This is a genomic window from Streptomyces sp. HUAS MS02 (genome assembly GCF_055702265.1).
In genome coordinates, this window is the sequence record NZ_CM146747.1 from 6,882,245 (window position 1) to 6,896,828 (window position 14,584).

General features: G+C 71.9%; 15 protein-coding genes. 4 read left to right on the forward strand and 11 right to left on the reverse strand.

Annotation, left to right across the window (positions count from 1 at the left end; translation table 11 throughout):
- Nucleotides 1–20: 20 nt before the first annotated feature.
- Both ACZ9QC_RS29610 and ACZ9QC_RS29615 read right to left on the reverse strand, forming a co-directional pair.
- Nucleotides 21–1,010: an aldose epimerase family protein gene (locus tag ACZ9QC_RS29610; RefSeq protein WP_472915906.1), complete on the reverse strand. Its 990-nt coding sequence runs from the start codon at nucleotides 1,008–1,010 to the stop codon at nucleotides 21–23.
- A 15-nt stretch (nucleotides 1,011–1,025) separates the two neighbouring features.
- Nucleotides 1,026–1,925, reverse strand: coding sequence for an SGNH/GDSL hydrolase family protein (locus ACZ9QC_RS29615; RefSeq protein WP_472915907.1), 900 nt, complete (start codon nucleotides 1,923–1,925; stop codon nucleotides 1,026–1,028).
- A 276-nt stretch (nucleotides 1,926–2,201) separates the two neighbouring features.
- Between ACZ9QC_RS29615 and ACZ9QC_RS29620 the strand changes: the two genes are divergently transcribed.
- Nucleotides 2,202–2,696 carry a DUF3145 domain-containing protein gene (locus ACZ9QC_RS29620; protein WP_152168417.1) on the forward strand — a complete coding sequence of 165 codons (495 nt, stop codon included), beginning with the start codon at nucleotides 2,202–2,204 and terminating at the stop codon, nucleotides 2,694–2,696.
- A 162-nt stretch (nucleotides 2,697–2,858) separates the two neighbouring features.
- On the opposite strand, the gene fabF is transcribed toward ACZ9QC_RS29620, so the two are convergent.
- The 5 genes from fabF to fasR all read right to left on the reverse strand — a co-directional run bounded on the left by fabF (nucleotide 2,859) and on the right by fasR (nucleotide 7,847).
- Nucleotides 2,859–4,130: a beta-ketoacyl-ACP synthase II gene (gene fabF / locus ACZ9QC_RS29625; protein ID WP_184894639.1), complete on the reverse strand. Its 1,272-nt coding sequence runs from the start codon at nucleotides 4,128–4,130 to the stop codon at nucleotides 2,859–2,861.
- A gap of 103 nt (nucleotides 4,131–4,233) precedes the next feature.
- On the reverse strand, nucleotides 4,234–4,482 hold the full coding sequence (locus ACZ9QC_RS29630; RefSeq protein ID WP_152775753.1) for an acyl carrier protein: 249 nt from the start codon (nucleotides 4,480–4,482) through the stop codon (nucleotides 4,234–4,236).
- 113 nt (nucleotides 4,483–4,595) lie between these two features.
- Nucleotides 4,596–5,627: a ketoacyl-ACP synthase III gene (locus ACZ9QC_RS29635; RefSeq protein WP_215455200.1), complete on the reverse strand. Its 1,032-nt coding sequence runs from the start codon at nucleotides 5,625–5,627 to the stop codon at nucleotides 4,596–4,598.
- Nucleotides 5,628–5,640: 13 nt separating this feature from the next.
- Nucleotides 5,641–6,555 carry an ACP S-malonyltransferase gene (locus ACZ9QC_RS29640; protein ID WP_472915908.1) on the reverse strand — a complete coding sequence of 305 codons (915 nt, stop codon included), beginning with the start codon at nucleotides 6,553–6,555 and terminating at the stop codon, nucleotides 5,641–5,643.
- Nucleotides 6,556–6,644: 89 nt separating this feature from the next.
- On the reverse strand, nucleotides 6,645–7,847 hold the full coding sequence (gene fasR / locus ACZ9QC_RS29645; protein ID WP_472915909.1) for a fatty acid biosynthesis transcriptional regulator FasR: 1,203 nt from the start codon (nucleotides 7,845–7,847) through the stop codon (nucleotides 6,645–6,647).
- A 187-nt stretch (nucleotides 7,848–8,034) separates the two neighbouring features.
- On the opposite strand from fasR, the gene ACZ9QC_RS29650 reads away from it, so the two are divergent.
- Nucleotides 8,035–8,694 (forward strand): pirin family protein, encoded by a 660-nt coding sequence (locus ACZ9QC_RS29650; RefSeq protein WP_472921847.1) that lies wholly within the window; start codon nucleotides 8,035–8,037, stop codon nucleotides 8,692–8,694.
- A gap of 7 nt (nucleotides 8,695–8,701) precedes the next feature.
- Here the strand turns inward: ACZ9QC_RS29650 and ACZ9QC_RS29655 are convergent, their stop codons facing one another.
- The 3 genes from ACZ9QC_RS29655 to ACZ9QC_RS29665 form a co-directional block, all read right to left on the reverse strand.
- Nucleotides 8,702–10,516, reverse strand: a complete 1,815-nt coding sequence (locus tag ACZ9QC_RS29655; RefSeq protein WP_472915910.1) for a serine/threonine-protein kinase — start codon at nucleotides 10,514–10,516, stop codon at nucleotides 8,702–8,704.
- A gap of 123 nt (nucleotides 10,517–10,639) precedes the next feature.
- Entirely contained in the window at nucleotides 10,640–11,467 is an 828-nt protein-coding gene (locus tag ACZ9QC_RS29660; protein WP_472915911.1) for a serine hydrolase domain-containing protein, read from the reverse strand.
- Nucleotides 11,468–11,502: 35 nt separating this feature from the next.
- Entirely contained in the window at nucleotides 11,503–11,979 is a 477-nt protein-coding gene (locus ACZ9QC_RS29665) for a GNAT family N-acetyltransferase (protein ID WP_472915912.1), read from the reverse strand.
- Nucleotides 11,980–12,074: 95 nt separating this feature from the next.
- On the opposite strand from ACZ9QC_RS29665, the gene ACZ9QC_RS29670 reads away from it, so the two are divergent.
- Nucleotides 12,075–12,569: a MerR family transcriptional regulator gene (locus ACZ9QC_RS29670; protein ID WP_472915913.1), complete on the forward strand. Its 495-nt coding sequence runs from the start codon at nucleotides 12,075–12,077 to the stop codon at nucleotides 12,567–12,569.
- The gene (locus tag ACZ9QC_RS29675; RefSeq protein WP_472915914.1) at nucleotides 12,566–13,591 is read left to right on the forward strand and encodes an aldo/keto reductase; all 1,026 of its coding nucleotides are present in this window, start codon (nucleotides 12,566–12,568) and stop codon (nucleotides 13,589–13,591) included. Before ACZ9QC_RS29670 ends, ACZ9QC_RS29675 begins: the two co-directional genes overlap by 4 nt.
- A gap of 90 nt (nucleotides 13,592–13,681) precedes the next feature.
- Here ACZ9QC_RS29675 and ACZ9QC_RS29680 read toward each other — a convergent pair whose 3' ends face one another.
- Nucleotides 13,682–14,554, reverse strand: a complete 873-nt coding sequence (locus ACZ9QC_RS29680) for a DUF4429 domain-containing protein (RefSeq protein ID WP_472915915.1) — start codon at nucleotides 14,552–14,554, stop codon at nucleotides 13,682–13,684.
- Nucleotides 14,555–14,584 lie beyond the last annotated feature (30 nt).

A 14,584-nucleotide genomic window follows, 5' to 3' on the forward strand; every position in this document is an offset into this window, starting at 1 on the left:
CTCACCCGCACCCGACCCACCTACGCACGCACCCCGAACCCATAAACCGTCTCCGACCGGTGGACGCCGCCCGGCCGCAACTCCGTACTCGGGAACCGCGGCCGGTTCGGCGAGTCGGGAAAGTGCTGGGTCTCCAGCGCGATCCCGTCCCCGGGCCCGAAGGGCCCCTCCAGATGATCCGCCGTGTAGAGCTGCATCCCCGGCTCGGTCGTCGCCACGCCCAACACCCGTCCCGACCCCGGCTCCCACAGCTCGGCGACGGGCTCGGCGCCCTCCGTGACCCCCTTGTCGAGCACGAAGTTGTGGTCGTACCCGCTCCCCACCTTCCGCGCCACCCGGAAGTCGAACCGGGTCCCCTCGACGTCCGCCGGCTCGCCGGTCGGAATCAGATCCGCGTCGACCGGCGTCACCCGCGACGCGTCGATCCGCAGCTCGTGCCCACCGGCAGGCCCCGACGTCGCCCCGGCCAGGTTCCAGTACGAGTGATTGGTCAGGTTCACCACGGTCGGCGCGTCCGTGACCGCCTCGTACGCGATCCGCAGCGCGCTCCCGTCCTCCGCCAGCGTGTACGTGGCCGAGACCTCCAGCCGCCCGGGGAACCCCTCCTCCCCGTCCGGGCTCACCCGCGACAGCCGCACCCCGGCCCCGCCCGCGACGCCCTCCGCCTCCCACACCCGCTTGTCGAAGCCGAGCGGACCGCCGTGCAAGGAGTTCGGCGGGTCGTTGCGCACCAGCTCGTACACCCGCCCGTCGAGAGTGAACCGGCCGCCGGCGATCCGGTTGGCGTACCGGCCGATGAGCGCCCCGAAGAACGGCCCTTGATGGCGCAGGTACCCGTCGAGGCCGGCGAACCCCAGCACCACGTCGGCGGTCCGCCCGTCCCGGTCGGGAATCTCCACGGACTGCACGATCCCGCCGTACGTCAGAACGCGCACCCGCGTCCCGCCCCGCTCCAGCGTCCACCGACGCACGGCCGTGCCGTCGGGAAGTGTGCCGAAAGGTTCGCTCATGAGCGAAACCCTAGGTCACGACTCCTTGGCGCTGACGATCCGGTACGCGATCTCCGCCAGCCGCGCCTGCCCGTCCACGCTCGGATGGAACCAGTCCCACTGGCTGAGCTGGGCCCGCCCGAAGCGGTAGTCGAAGACGGCGTCCCCGTCGTACCGGCAGTGGCGGTCCTTCGCGCAGACCTCGCGCAGCACGTCGTTGTACGCCTCCACCCGATCCTGCACCGCGTCGCGCCGCTGCCCGGCCGCCGTGGTGAGGGCGTCCGGGTCGGCCAGCATCGACGGGCAGATGCCCAGCTTCCACACCTGCTTGCCGACCTGGCTGGTACGGCCCTCGGACCACAGCCGCTTCAGATCCGGCACGCTCGCCACGAACACCTGTGCCTTGGGCAGGGCGTCCCGCAGCGTCGCCATCGAGTCCTCGAAGTCCGCGCGGAAGTCGGCCACCGGCGTCATGGCGGCGACGGTCGCGCGGCACGCGTCGTTCGCGCCGACCATCACCGTGACCAGCTCGGGCTCACGGGTCACCGCCCGGGCCATCTGGTTCGGCAGGTCGGCCATCCGGGCCCCGGTGACCGCGTAGTTCCAGCTCCGCTCCAGTGCTCCGGAGCGCCCCAGCAGCCGTACGGCGAGACTGTCGACGGAGACGTCGGTGCCGGTCGCCCAGGACACCTCGGGGCAGTCGGAGAGGACCTTGCACGCGTCGAAGCCCCGGGTGATGGAATCCCCCACGGCGACCAGCGACTCGGGGGTGCTGTCCCAGGCCGGTGTGGGCGTGGCCGACGCGGCGGCGCGCGGGCCCGTCCCCTCGGGGCCGGGGGAGTCGCCGCCGGTGGCGTCGCACCCGGTCACGGCCAGCAGGACCGCCGCCGAGACAGCGCCCCACACCGCCCTCGATCGGTGGCGTCGCTTCCGCATCCCCTGGTCCCCTCGTCGGTCCTACACGTGCAAGTTCCCACCCATGACAACGCCCGGGAGTTCCCGACACGGGAGACCGACGAGAACGATGAGGCGAAAGGTGCAACTGTTCCGTACCGCACACGCGTCCCCCCGGGTGAAACAGCGCCGCGTCCTGGCGTCGGCTCCGACGGTACGTCACACTCCTTGCCCCGCCGCACGGTAGCCTCGCCACGTGGCCGCCCTGCCACTGCCGTTCCGTCAAAAGACAAGATGCCCTGCTCTGTGGAGGCCCCGGTGACGACACGTGGAGTCCTGTACGTGCACTCCGCGCCGCGTGCGCTGTGCCCGCACGTCGAGTGGGCCGTCGCCGGTGTCCTCGGGACCCGCGTGAACCTCGACTGGATCCGCCAGCCGGCCGCCCCGGGCACCTGGCGCTCCGAGTTCTCCTGGCAGGGCCAGGCCGGCACCGCCTCCAAGCTGGCGTCCGCACTGCGCGGCTGGCACCTCCTGCGTTTCGAGGTCACCGCCGAGCCCTGCGCCACCGCCGAGGGCGAGCGCTACAGCTGCACCCCCGATCTCGGCATCTTCCACGCCGTCACCGGCATCCACGGCGACATCCTCATCCCCGAGGACCGCCTGCGCGCGGCGCTGCTCCGCAGCCAACGAGGCGAGACCGACCTGGAGGCCGACCTCTCCAAGCTCCTCGGCAAGCCCTGGGACGACGAGTTGGAGCCGTTCAGATACGCGGGCGAGGGCGCCCCGGTCCGCTGGCTCCACCAGGTGGTGTGAGGAGCGCCCCGTCAGGGGCGCGGGGCTGTGTCGATATGCGGCTCCGCCGCGCGGGCGCGACAAGCCCCCACCGGCCGGCAGCCGGCTGACAACGGACGCACAACGACGAGTGGCCCGCCCCCCAACCCGGGGTACGGGCCACTCACCGTTCACGGCGGAAAATCAGACCGTCCGGAACGCCAGCACCACGTTGTGCCCACCGAACCCGAACGAGTCGTTGAGGGCGGCGATGCGGCCCTCGACCGGCAGCTTGCGAGCCTCACCCCGCACGATGTCGGCGTTCGCCTCCGCCTCGGGGTCCAGGTCGTTCACATTGATCGTCGGCGGAGCCACCCGGTGGTACAGCGCGAGCACCGTCGCCACCGTCTCGACACCACCGGCGCCGCCCAGCAGATGCCCGGTCATCGACTTCGTCGCCGACACCGCGAAGTGGTCGGTGTCGTCGCCGAACACCTTCCGCAGCGCCTTCAGCTCCGCGATGTCACCGGCCGGCGTCGACGTCCCGTGCGCGTTGACGTGCACGATCTCCGCCGGGTCCAGGTCGGTGCTGTCCAGCAGGTTCTGCAGGGCGTGGGCGATGCCCCGCCCCTCCGGCTCCGGCTGCACGATGTCGTGGCCGTCGGCGGAGATGCCCTGGCCCACGGCCTCGGCGTAGACCCGCGCACCCCGCGCCGCCGCGTGCTCCGCCGACTCCAGGACGACGACACCGGCGCCCTCGCCCAGGACGAAGCCGTCACGGCCGGTGTCGTACGGACGGGAGGCGCCCTGCGGGTCCTCGTTGTTCTTGGACATCGCCATCATGTTGCCGAACGCGGCGATCGGCAGCGGGTGGATGGCGGCCTCGGTACCACCGGCGATCACGACGTCGGCGCGGCCGGTGCGGATCATCTCGATGGCGTAGCCGATGGCCTCGGCGCCCGACGCGCAGGCGGAGACCGGGGTGTGCACACCGGCGCGCGCGCCGACGTACAGACCGACGTTGGCCGACGGGCCGTTGGGCATCAGCATCGGCACGGTGTGCGGGGAGACGCGGCGTACGCCCTTCTCCTTCAGCACGTCGTACTGGTCCAGCAGGGTCGTCACACCACCGATGCCGGAGGCGATGACCGCGCCGACACGGTCCGCGTCGACGGTGCCGTCGTCGGCCGAGGTCTCCGAGTAACCGGCGTCGGCCCACGCCTCCTTGGCCGCGATCAGCGCGAACTGCGCCGAGCGGTCCAGTCGGCGGGCCTGCGGCCGGGGGATGACCTCGGTCGGCTCCACGGCGATCTGCGCGGCGATGCGGACCGCCTGGTCGGCGGCCCACTCCTGCTCCAGGGGACCGACACCGGACTTGCCGGCGACCAGCCCCTCCCAGGTGGAAGTCGCGTCGCCACCCAGCGGTGTGGTTGCGCCGATACCGGTGACGACCACGGTGCGATTGGTCGAGCTCACGGGAATGTTCTCCAACGGTTACGAGGATTCAGCGGCGCCACCGCCGGGTGGCGGGGCAAACGGACTGCTCCGCGGGGGATCGGGCCGGACCCGATCCGCCGGATCAGCCCTGGTGCTTGAGGATGTACTCGGTCGCGTCGCCGACCGTCTTGAGGTTCTTGACGTCGTCGTCCGGGATCTTGACGTCGAAGCGCTCTTCGGCGGCGACGACGACCTCGACCATGGACAGCGAGTCGACGTCCAGGTCGTCGGTGAAGGACTTGTCCAGCTGGACGTCCTCGACCGGGATGCCGGCGATCTCGTTCACGATGTCGGCGAGACCGGCGACGATCTCTTCCTGGGTGGCGGCCATGTCAGGCGCTCCTTCGTTGTTTTTCAGACGGTTTCGAGAGGGTGGGGCGGCCCGCCGCGTCAGCGGCAGGTTGTGCTGTTCCCGCGCCGGACCACAAGATCCGGCTCGGGTGCCTAGGGGAGGGTAACGACCGTCGCGGCGTACACGAGACCCGCCCCGAAGCCGATGACGAGCGCGGTGTCGCCGCTCTTCGCCTCGCCGGTCGCCAGGAGCCGCTCCATCGCGAGCGGGATCGAGGCGGCCGAGGTGTTGCCGGTGGTACGCACGTCACGCGCGACCGTGACGTGCTCCGGCAGCTTGAGTGTCTTCACCATCGAGTCGATGATCCGCTCGTTGGCCTGGTGGGGGATGAAGACGTCCAGGTCGTCCGAGCTGATCCCGGCCGCGTCCAGCGCCTGCTGAGCGACCTTCGCCATCTCGAACACGGCCCAGCGGAACACCGCCTGGCCCTCCTGCGTGATCGCGGGGAACTTGACGTTGCCCTCGCTGTCGAGCGGGAGCTTCTCGAGGTCACCGATCCGGTACTCGTTCCACGGAACCGTCTGCTTGATCGTGCCGGCCTTGTCGCCCTCGGAACCCCACACCGTCGGGCCGATGTGCGGCTCCTGGGAGGGGCCGACGACGACCGCGCCGGCGCCGTCACCGAAGAGGAAGGCCGTGGCCCGGTCCTCCAGGTCGGTCAGGTCGGACAGCCGCTCGACCCCGATGACGAGGACGTACTCGGCCGAGCCCTCGACGATCATGCCCTTGGCGAGGGTGAGACCGTAGCCGAAGCCCGCGCAGCCGGCCGAGATGTCGAAGGCGGCGGCCTTGGCCGTGCCCAGCTTGTCGGCGATCTCGGTGGCGACGGCCGGGGTCTGGCTGAAGTGCGAGACGGTCGAGACGACGACCGCGCCGATCTGCTCGGCGGAGATCCCGGCGTCTGCGATCGCCTTGCCGGACGCCTCGACCGACATGGCGGCGACGGTCTCCTCGTCGTTCGCCCAGTGCCGGGTCTCGATGCCGGAGCGGGAGCGGATCCACTCGTCGGACGAGTCGATCTTCTCCAGGATCACGTCGTTGGGCACCACCCGGACCGGGCGGTAGCCACCCACGCCGAGGATGCGCGCGTACGGAGCGCCCTTGCCTGGCCTGATCTTCGACATAGCTCCGGGGCTCCTAGTTCTGGTGCTCGGCGATGAGCGCGCGAGCAGCGTCGAGGTCGTCCGGTGTCTTCAGCGCCACCGTCGCCACACCCGGCAGCGCGCGCTTGGCGAGTCCGGTGAGCGTGCCGCCGGGGCACACCTCGACGAGCGCGGTCACGCCCAGCTCCTGGAAGGTCTCCATGCACAGGTCCCAGCGGACCGGGTTGGCGACCTGTCCGACGAGACGGGAGAGCACCTCGGCGCCGGTGGCGACGGCCTGCCCGTCCTTGTTGGAGACGTAGGTGAGCTTCGGGTCCCCGGGGGCGATCTCCTCGGCGGCCTTGGCGAGGGTGTCCACGGCGGGGGCCATGTGGTGCGTGTGGAAGGCGCCCGCGACCTTCAGGGGCACCACGCGACGGACGCCCTCGGGCTTCTCGGCCGTCAGGGCGGCCAGCTGCTCCAGGGTGCCGGCGGCGACGATCTGGCCCGCGCCGTTCACGTTGGCCGGGGTCAGTCCCAGCCGCTCCAGGTGCGGGATCGTCACCTCGGGGTCGCCGCCGAGCAGCGCCGACATCCCGGTCTCGGTGATCGCGGCGGCCTCGGCCATGGCCAGGCCCCGCTTGCGGACGAGAGTCAGCGCGGCGGTGTCGTCGAGGACACCGGCGAACGCGGCGGCGGTGATCTCGCCGACGCTGTGGCCGGCGACCGCGCCGGGCGTCACCTCTCCCAGGGCGGCGGCGGACAGCAGTCCGGCCGCCACGAGCAGCGGCTGGGCCACGGCGGTGTCGCGGATCGCGTCGGCGTCGGCCTCGGTGCCGTAGTGGGCGAGGTCCAGCCCGATGGCGTCCGACCACGCGCCGAGGCGGTCGGCGGCACCGGGGAGGTCGAGCCAAGGAGTCAGGAAGCCGGGCGTCTGGGCGCCCTGGCCGGGAGCGACGAGTACGAGCACTCTCACACTCTCTCTTGGGGACGGCTCAGGCCGCCCGTGGGGACAGGGACGAAGAACACGAGGGGGTTTTGTAGCCCTCCGACAAAACCCTAGAGCTGAGGATCCCCATCCACCAGACGCCCCAGGATCAGCGCGATCCTCAGGGTGAAGGCCGAGCGTACATCGGAGGGCGACCAACCGGTGACGTCAGTCACACGTCGGAGCCGGTAGCGCACGGTGTTGGGGTGGACGAACAGCATCCGGGCCGCTCCCTCGAGGCTCGAGGCTTGTTCGAGGTAAACACTGAGCGTTTCCAAGAGAGCGGAGCCGGCTTCCTCCAGCGGTCTGTAGATCTCCTCCACCAGTTGCTCGCGCGCACTGGGATCACCAGCGATCGCGCGCTCCGGAAGCAGATCGTCCGCCAGAACGGGGCGCGGTGCGTCCTGCCACGCCGAGCACGCCTTGAGTCCGGCGGCGGCGGCCTGCGCGGACCGGGTCGCGGCCAGCAGGTCGGGCACGATCGGCCCGGCCACCACGGGCCCCGCCGCGTACGGTCCGATCAGCGACTTCGCCACCTGCAGCGGGTCGTTGTTCCCGCCGGCGATCACCACGAGGCGGTCGCCCAGCACCCCGGTGAGCACCTGGAGCTTGGCGTGCCGGGCGGCGCGCCGGATGGCCTCCACCGTCAGCTCGCTGTCCCCCTCCGGGGCGGTTCCGAGGACCACACAGACATGGTCGGGGGAGTTCCAGCCGAGCGCGGCGGCCCTGCTCACGGCGCCCTCGTCGGCCTCGCCGCTGAGCACCGCGTTCACCACCAGGGACTCCAGCCGGGCGTCCCAGGCGCCGCGGGCCTCGGCGGCCTGCGCGTACACCTGCGCGGTGGCGAAGGCGATCTCCCGCGCGTAGACGAGCAGGGCCTCGCGGAGCACGCCCTCGTCGCCGGGGGCGGCGACCTCGTCGATGGCGGACTCCATGACCTCGATGGTCGTGCGCACCATCTCCACGGTCTGCCGGAGCGTGATCGCCCGGGTCAGTTCACGCGGCGCGGTCCCGAAGACGTCCGTCGAGATGGCCTGCGGGGCGTCCGGATGCCGGAACCACTCCGTGAAGGCGGCGATACCGGCCTGGGCGACCAGCCCGATCCACGACCGGTTCTCCGGTGGCATCGCCCGGTACCAGGGCAACGTCTCGTCCATCCGCGCGATGGCCTGCGCGGCGAGGCTTCCGGACGACTTCTCCAGCCGCCTCAGCGTCGCGGAGTGCGGATGGGCGTACGGCGCGGTTGCGGATTTGCTGGTTTCGGGTTCGGGCACGGGACAAGACTGCCTTATCGCCGCGCGGGCTCGCGCCGGAGGGGTGCGGGCCGGGCGCACGAGTCCGCCCACGGGGGCGTGCCCACCAGGGGCTGCCGCTCCGGCCCCGCCTTCGGCCCGAGCGGCCTCGTCCGCAAGCGCCGGACGGGCTGGGCGGTGCCGGATCGGAGCTACCTTGGGAACCGTGATGGACCTACGGCGCGCCGGCACGCGCTACCCCGGCGGGGACCCGGAGGCCGGGATCGCCTCGCTGCACGCCTTCTCCTTCGGGGCGCACTACGACCCGGACAACCTGCGGTTCGGCGCGGTCATCGCCTGCAACGAGGAGCGTCTCGCGCCCGGCGCCGGGTTCGACGAGCATCCGCACAGCCACACCGAGATCGTCACCTGGGTCGTCGAGGGCGAGCTGACGCACCGCGACACCACCGGCCACGAGACGGTCGTGCGCCCCGGTGACGTCCAGCGGCTGAGCTCGGCGGGCGGCGTACGCCACGTCGAGCGCAACGACGGCTCGGCGCCGCTGACCTTCGTGCAGATGTGGCTGGCCCCGCTGGACCCGGGCGGCGACCCCGCCTACGAGATCGTGCGCGGCATCGCCGACTCCACCCCGTACGCCGTCCCCGAGGCCGGGGCCATGCTGCATGTCCGGCGCCTGGGCACGGCGGGGGAGCGGACCGCGGTGCCGGACGCGGCGCGGGCGTATGTGCACGTCGTCCGGGGCTCGGTGCGCCTCGGGCCGCACGAGCTGGAGCCCGGGGACGCGGTACGGGCCGCGGACGAGAAGGGGCTGGAGCTGGTCGCGGTCGCCGCCCCGGCCGAGGTGCTGGTGTGGGAGCTCGACGGGTGACGGGCCGTCAGTTCCCGGTGGTCGGCTCCTCCGCGTTGCGCCACACCGTGATGTCCACCGAGACGTAGTCGCTGGGGTCGCCGCTCGGCGCCGAGCCCTGGAAGGTGACCAGCGCCATGTGACCGGAGTCGGTGCGCACACACATCTGGGAGCCCTTGGAGACCTGGCCGAGCTTGACGGCGTCCGTGTACCGGGTCTCGCTCCGGCAGGTCTCGAGGGAACCCTTCTGGGAGTTGTTCAGCAGGACGAGCTTGTCGCTGCTGCTCCCCACCTTCTTCTCCTCGAACAGCGGGTCCGAGTAGTAGTAGAAGTCGCCGTCGTCCTCGTACGACACGCCCATCTCGCTGTCGACGGGCTTGGGCGGGGAGTCCGCGAAGCGCACGTAGTAGTTGCCGGGGATGTTGATGCCCTTGAAGGTGACCGGCTTGGGATCCGACTTCGGTTTCGACGCGGAGTCGCCGCCGGTGCCGGTGGACGCCCCGCTGGAGGACTCGCTCGACGACCCGCTCGACCCGTTCGTCAGGGCGTCCACGAGCGTGGCGCAGCTGCCGAGCAGCGCCACCCCGAGGACCGCCGCGACACCGAGCCCGATCCACTTCCCGGCGCTGCTGCGCGGCGGCGGAACGGGCAGCGGACGAGGAGGCCCCTGCGGATGGCCGTGGCCCTGCGGGTACGGCTGCTGCCAGCCCCCTTGCTGCCAGCCACCCTGCTGCGGGTACGGCGCCGACGGCGGGCCCACCGGACCGGGCGGGGGCGGGGTCGCCGGCCCGGAGTGCATGGTGGGCGCCGCGTGCATCGTCTGAGCCCCGTGGTCCACGGACGGGGGACTCAGCTGGGTGACCGGGGCGGTGGGCGGCGGCGTCTGGGTCGCCGGGGTCGCGGTCGCGGCCGTCCTGTTCCGCTCCGCGAGCAGCTCGGCCGACGCCGAGACCCGCCGGGTGATGTCGGCGCCGATCGCCTCCGGCAGCCACGAGCCCGACTGCACCAGCGGGGTGGGCGACGCCTCCTGGCAGAGGGCGACGACCTCGGCGGGGGAGGGGCGCTCGGCCGGGTCCTTGGCCAGACAGCGCTCGACGAACCGGAGTTCGTCGGCGAGACCGCTGAGGTCGGGCTCCTCGTGGACGATCCGGTAGAGCACGGCGTGCGAGGGACCGTCGCCGTACGCGCCGGCCCCACGGGCGGCGAACGCGGCCACCTGACCGAGGGCGAACACGTCCGACGCGGGGGTGACCGGCTTCCCGGCCGCCTGCTCGGGCGACATGAACGCCGGGGTGCCGATGGAGACGCCGGTGCCGGTCAGGGCGGTCGCGTCGGCGGCGCGCGCGATGCCGAAGTCGATGACCCGGGGCCCGTCGGCGGCGAGCAGCACGTTCGAGGGCTTCAGGTCGCGGTGCACGATGCCGGCGCCGTGGATGACCGAGAGTGCCTCCGCGACGCCGGCGAGCAGCAGCAGGACCGAGTTCAGCGGCAGCGCGCCGTGCTCGGCGACCGCCGCGTGCAGCGAGGGGCCGGGCACATAGGCGGTGGCCAGCCAGGGCTGCGCGCCCTCGGTGTCGTGGTCGAGGACGGGCGCGGTGTACAGGCCCTGCACGCGCTGGGCGGCCTGCACCTCCTGCTTGAACCGGCGCCGGAACTCCGGGTCCTCGCTCAGCTCGGGCCGGATCGTCTTCAGCGCGATCGGGTGCCCGCCCGGCGTGTACGACAGATACACCGTGCCCATGCCGCCGGAGCCGAGCCGCGCCGCGAGCCGGTAGCTCGCCACGGTCGTCGGATCACCGGCCTCCAACGGCCGGAACTGCCCGCCCGCGCGGTCCTCGCTCATGGTCTCCCCCGAAAGCTGTGCGGCTGTTGTGCACGGGGGAGGCTAGCGGACGGAGGGGGCCGCGTGGCCGTCGCAGCGGGCCGTCCCCCCTCTCCGTCGAAGAGTTGTCGCTTCCTTCACGAGTCAGACACCGTTTCCGACCTCCGCGAGCACCGCGTCCGTGAACGGGGTCCAGGCCTCGACCGCCCACGGCCCGAACGCCCGGTCCGTCAACGCGACGCACGCCACCCCGGCGACGGGGTCGATCCACAGGAACGTCCCCGACTGGCCGAAGTGCCCGAAGGTCCCCGGCGACGACGACGTGCCCGTCCAGTGCGGCGCCTTGGAGTCCCGGATCTCGAAGCCGAGCCCCCAGTCGTTGGGGTTCTGGTGCCCGTAGCCCGGCAGGACGCCCTTCGTGCCCGGGTACTGCACGGTCATCGCCGCCGCGACCGTACGCGGGTCCAGCAGCCGGGGCGCCTGCACCTCGGCGGCGAACCGCACCAGGTCCTCGACGGTCGACACGCCGTCCTTCGCCGGGGAGCCGTCGAGCGAGGTGGACGTCATGCCCAGCGGTTCCAGCACCGCCTGCCGCGCGTACTCCGCGAACGGGATGTCCGCCGCCTTGGCCACATGGTCCCCGAGCACCTCGAACCCGGCGTTGGAGTACAGTCGCCGCCCCCCGGGCGGGGCCGTCACCCGGTGCTCGTCGAAGGCCAGCCCGGAGGTGTGCGCCAGCAGATGCCGCACGGTCGACCCCGCCGGGCCCGCCGGCTCGTCCAGCTCGACCGCCCCCTCCTCGTACGCGACGAGCACGGCGTACGCGGCGAGCGGCTTGGTGACCGAGGCGAGCGGGAAGCGGTGCCCGAGGGGACCGTGGGTCCCGAGGACGGTGCCGTCCGCCCGCACGACAGCGGCGGCGGCGGTGGGAACCGGCCAGTTCTCGATCAGGGCGAGGCTCTGCAGTGACATGCCCACGAGCTTAGAACCTGTCGTTCGGGAGCGGCTCAGAGGTTCAGCTGCATCAAGGGGTCGGGCCTGCGCCGGAACCCCATCGCCGCGTACAGGGGCTCGGCCTCGGCGGAGGCCGTCAGATGGACGTGTCGGGCGCCGGCCTCGCGGAACCACGCGACGAGGGTCTCCATACAGGCGCGCGCGTACCCCCGGCGCCGGCAGTCCGGGTCGGTGGCCACGCTGAAGACGTGGCCGACCGCGCCGCGCGGGTTGCCGGGCTTGCCGATCCGGTAGTCGACCGTCCCCACCACCAGCGCCGCCAGCGCGTCCGGGCGCTCCGGATGGTCGACGACGAAGGCCGCGAACTCCCCGTCGGCGCCGTCGAGTCGGCGGCGCAGGACCGGCAGGGACTCGGTGTGCCAGTCGGTCGCGGCGCCCGCTCCCGGGGGCGCCATCGAGTCGAGCATCACCTGGCGCAGCCGGAGCACTTCGGCCGCGTCCTCGGCCGTGGCACGTCGTACGGGACTCATGTCCGCACGCTAGCCAGCGGGTCGACGCCATGTCCTGGTGTTTTCTCACGGATCCGCTTGCTTCGAGCGCACTCCAGGGTTTTAGCGTGGTGGTCATGACGGTGACGCAGACCACGAGTACGACGAGTGTCGAGAGTGCCGACGGTGCTGCCGGTACCGACAGTTGCGCCGGTCCGCCGCTCAAGCCGCGTCGGCCGGACGGGCAGGACAGATACACGATCAGCGAGGTGGTCGACCTCACCGGGCTGACGGCGCACACCCTGCGCTGGTACGAGCGGATCGGGCTGATGCCGCACATCGACCGCTCCCACACCGGCCAGCGCCGCTACCGCAACCGCGACCTCGACTGGCTCGACCTCGTGGGCAAGCTCCGGCTCACCGGAATGCCGGTGGCCGACATGGTCCGCTACGCCGAGCTGGTGCGCGAGGGCGACCACACCTACACCGAGCGCTTCGACCTGCTCAAGTCGACCCGGGACGACGTCCTGTCCCGGATCGCCGAACTCCAGGACACCCTGAACGTGCTCGACCGCAAGATCAACTTCTACGCTGACGCCGGGCGTGCCCTGGCGTCGGAGAGGGCCTCATGACGGACGGCAGGACGACGGGCACGATAGCGACGGCACGGCTGGGCGCGGGCGGCCCCGAGGTCGGCGTCCAGGGCCTCGGCTGCATGGGCATGAGCTTCGCGTACGGCCCCTCGGACGCGGCGGAGTCCAGGGCCACCCTGGAGCGCGCGCTGGAACTCGGCGTCACGCTGTACGACACGGCCCATGCGTACGGCGCCGGGGAGAACGAGCGGTTCCTCTCCCCGTTCTTCCGGGCACACCGTGACGAGGTCGTCGTCGCCACCAAGTTCGGTCTGGCGATCGACCCCGACGACCCGACGAAACGGATCATCCGCAACGACGCCGCCCACATCCGGGAGTCCGTCGAGGGAAGCCTGCGCCGGCTCGACGTCGACGTGATCGATCTCTACTACATGCACCGGCGCGATGTGCGTGTGCCCATCGAGGAGACCGTCGGCGTGATGGCCGAGCTGGTCCGCGAGGGCAAGGTCAGGCAGCTGGGCCTGAGCGAGGTCACGGCCGCCGAGCTGCGCACCGCCCACGCCGTGCACCCCATCGCCGCGCTCCAGTCCGAGTGGTCGCTGTTCAGCCGTGACATCGAGGCGAACGTGGTCCCCACGGCCCGCGAGCTGGACGTCACCCTGGTCGCCTACTCCCCGCTCGGCCGGGGCTTCCTCACCGGTTCCTTCGCCAAGGCGGAGGACCTCACCGCCGACGACTTCCGCCGCCAGCAGCCGCGCTTCACCGGCGACAACGCCGAGGCCAACGCGGCCCTCCTGAACCCGATCCGCGAGGTCGCCGCCTCCCACGGCGCCTCCCTCGGCCAGACAGCCCTGGCCTGGGTCCATCAGCAGTCGGCCTTGCACGGCCTCCCGGTCGTCCCGATCCCGGGCACCCGCAAGTCGGCAAGGGTGGAGGAGAACGCGGCGGCGACGAGGATCGTCCTGGGCGAGGAGGACATGGCCCTGCTGGAACCGATAGCGGCAAAGGTGGCAGGCGACCGCTACGCGGACATGCGCTTCACTTCCGCAGGCAGGGAGTAGGGCAGCACGCCCAAGGGGGCGCGGGGAACTGCGCGACAAGCCACGACGCACCGTCAGTGCAGAACGGCGCTCCCCACGAACGACGCTCGGCTAAAGCTCAGCCAACAACTCCGCCTTCTTCACACTGAACTCCTCGTCGGTGACCAGTCCCGCCTCGTGCAACTCCCCGAGATGCCGGATCCGGTCGGCGATGTCGGCCGGATCCCGCCGGGCGCCGGCCCCGGCGTCGCCCCCGGTCCCGGCGGGCGCCACAGCCGCACCCCCGGCGGAGCGGACCGCGGCCAGGACCGCGGCGGCGAACGGCAACGACTCGTGCACCGGCCCGTACCCCAGCCCGAACACGACCGAGGCGGGATCGTGGTCCGGCTGAGCCGGACGCTCCCCGGACGCGTCGCGCGGCAGCAACCGCAGGTATCCGTCGAAGATCTCCGGCGACCGCCACTCGACCCCACCGAGCGCGCTCACCGGGAAACTCTGGTCCCCGGCCTTCCACTTCGTCGACGACGCCCCCGTCCAGAACCACCGGAACGACACCGAGCGCCCGTCGAACGACGCCTTCCCGTCGTACGCCTTGAACTGCAACGGCGCCTCGGGCGCGGCCACCAGGAACCGTTCCGCCGGCCCGGTCTCGGTCAAGCGGGCCCGCAGCTCGTCGGCGTAGTACTCGGCGAGCGTCTCCCGCTCGGCCGGCAGTACCAGCCGGTACGGGTCGGAGCCCTCCTTGAGCTGGTCCGCCGCCGCCTCCATCAGCGGATCGGCGCCCGGCCGCGGCACGGCACGCAGGACGACGGTGCCTCGCTTCCCGGGTGTCAGTGAAACCCCCGCGATCGCCTCCAGGGGGATGCGTCGTTCACCGAGCGCCTGGAAGAGCTTCGGCGTGCGGATCCCCCGTTCGAAGCGGATGAGGACGGAATCGGACTCGAACTCCCAGGCGGCTTGAAATCCGGCCAGTACGTCACCCATGCGGCTCATCGTATGCGGGCGACGCGGGGA

What these genes read in the sequence shown, in the direction of transcription:
- ACZ9QC_RS29610 (WP_472915906.1), bottom strand. Translation starts at nt 1,010, where the DNA reads ATGAGCGAACCTTTCGGCACACTTCCCGACGGCACGGCCGTGCGTCGG.
- ACZ9QC_RS29615 (WP_472915907.1), bottom strand. Translation starts at nt 1,925, where the DNA reads ATGCGGAAGCGACGCCACCGATCGAGGGCGGTGTGGGGCGCTGTCTCG.
- ACZ9QC_RS29630 (WP_152775753.1), bottom strand. Translation starts at nt 4,482, where the DNA reads ATGGCCGCCACCCAGGAAGAGATCGTCGCCGGTCTCGCCGACATCGTG.
- ACZ9QC_RS29635 (WP_215455200.1), bottom strand. Translation starts at nt 5,627, where the DNA reads ATGTCGAAGATCAGGCCAGGCAAGGGCGCTCCGTACGCGCGCATCCTC.
- ACZ9QC_RS29650 (WP_472921847.1), top strand. Translation starts at nt 8,035, where the DNA reads ATGGACCTACGGCGCGCCGGCACGCGCTACCCCGGCGGGGACCCGGAG.
- ACZ9QC_RS29655 (WP_472915910.1), bottom strand. Translation starts at nt 10,516, where the DNA reads ATGAGCGAGGACCGCGCGGGCGGGCAGTTCCGGCCGTTGGAGGCCGGT.
- ACZ9QC_RS29660 (WP_472915911.1), bottom strand. Translation starts at nt 11,467, where the DNA reads ATGTCACTGCAGAGCCTCGCCCTGATCGAGAACTGGCCGGTTCCCACC.
- ACZ9QC_RS29665 (WP_472915912.1), bottom strand. Translation starts at nt 11,979, where the DNA reads ATGAGTCCCGTACGACGTGCCACGGCCGAGGACGCGGCCGAAGTGCTC.
- ACZ9QC_RS29670 (WP_472915913.1), top strand. Translation starts at nt 12,075, where the DNA reads ATGACGGTGACGCAGACCACGAGTACGACGAGTGTCGAGAGTGCCGAC.
- ACZ9QC_RS29675 (WP_472915914.1), top strand. Translation starts at nt 12,566, where the DNA reads ATGACGGACGGCAGGACGACGGGCACGATAGCGACGGCACGGCTGGGC.
- ACZ9QC_RS29680 (WP_472915915.1), bottom strand. Translation starts at nt 14,554, where the DNA reads ATGGGTGACGTACTGGCCGGATTTCAAGCCGCCTGGGAGTTCGAGTCC.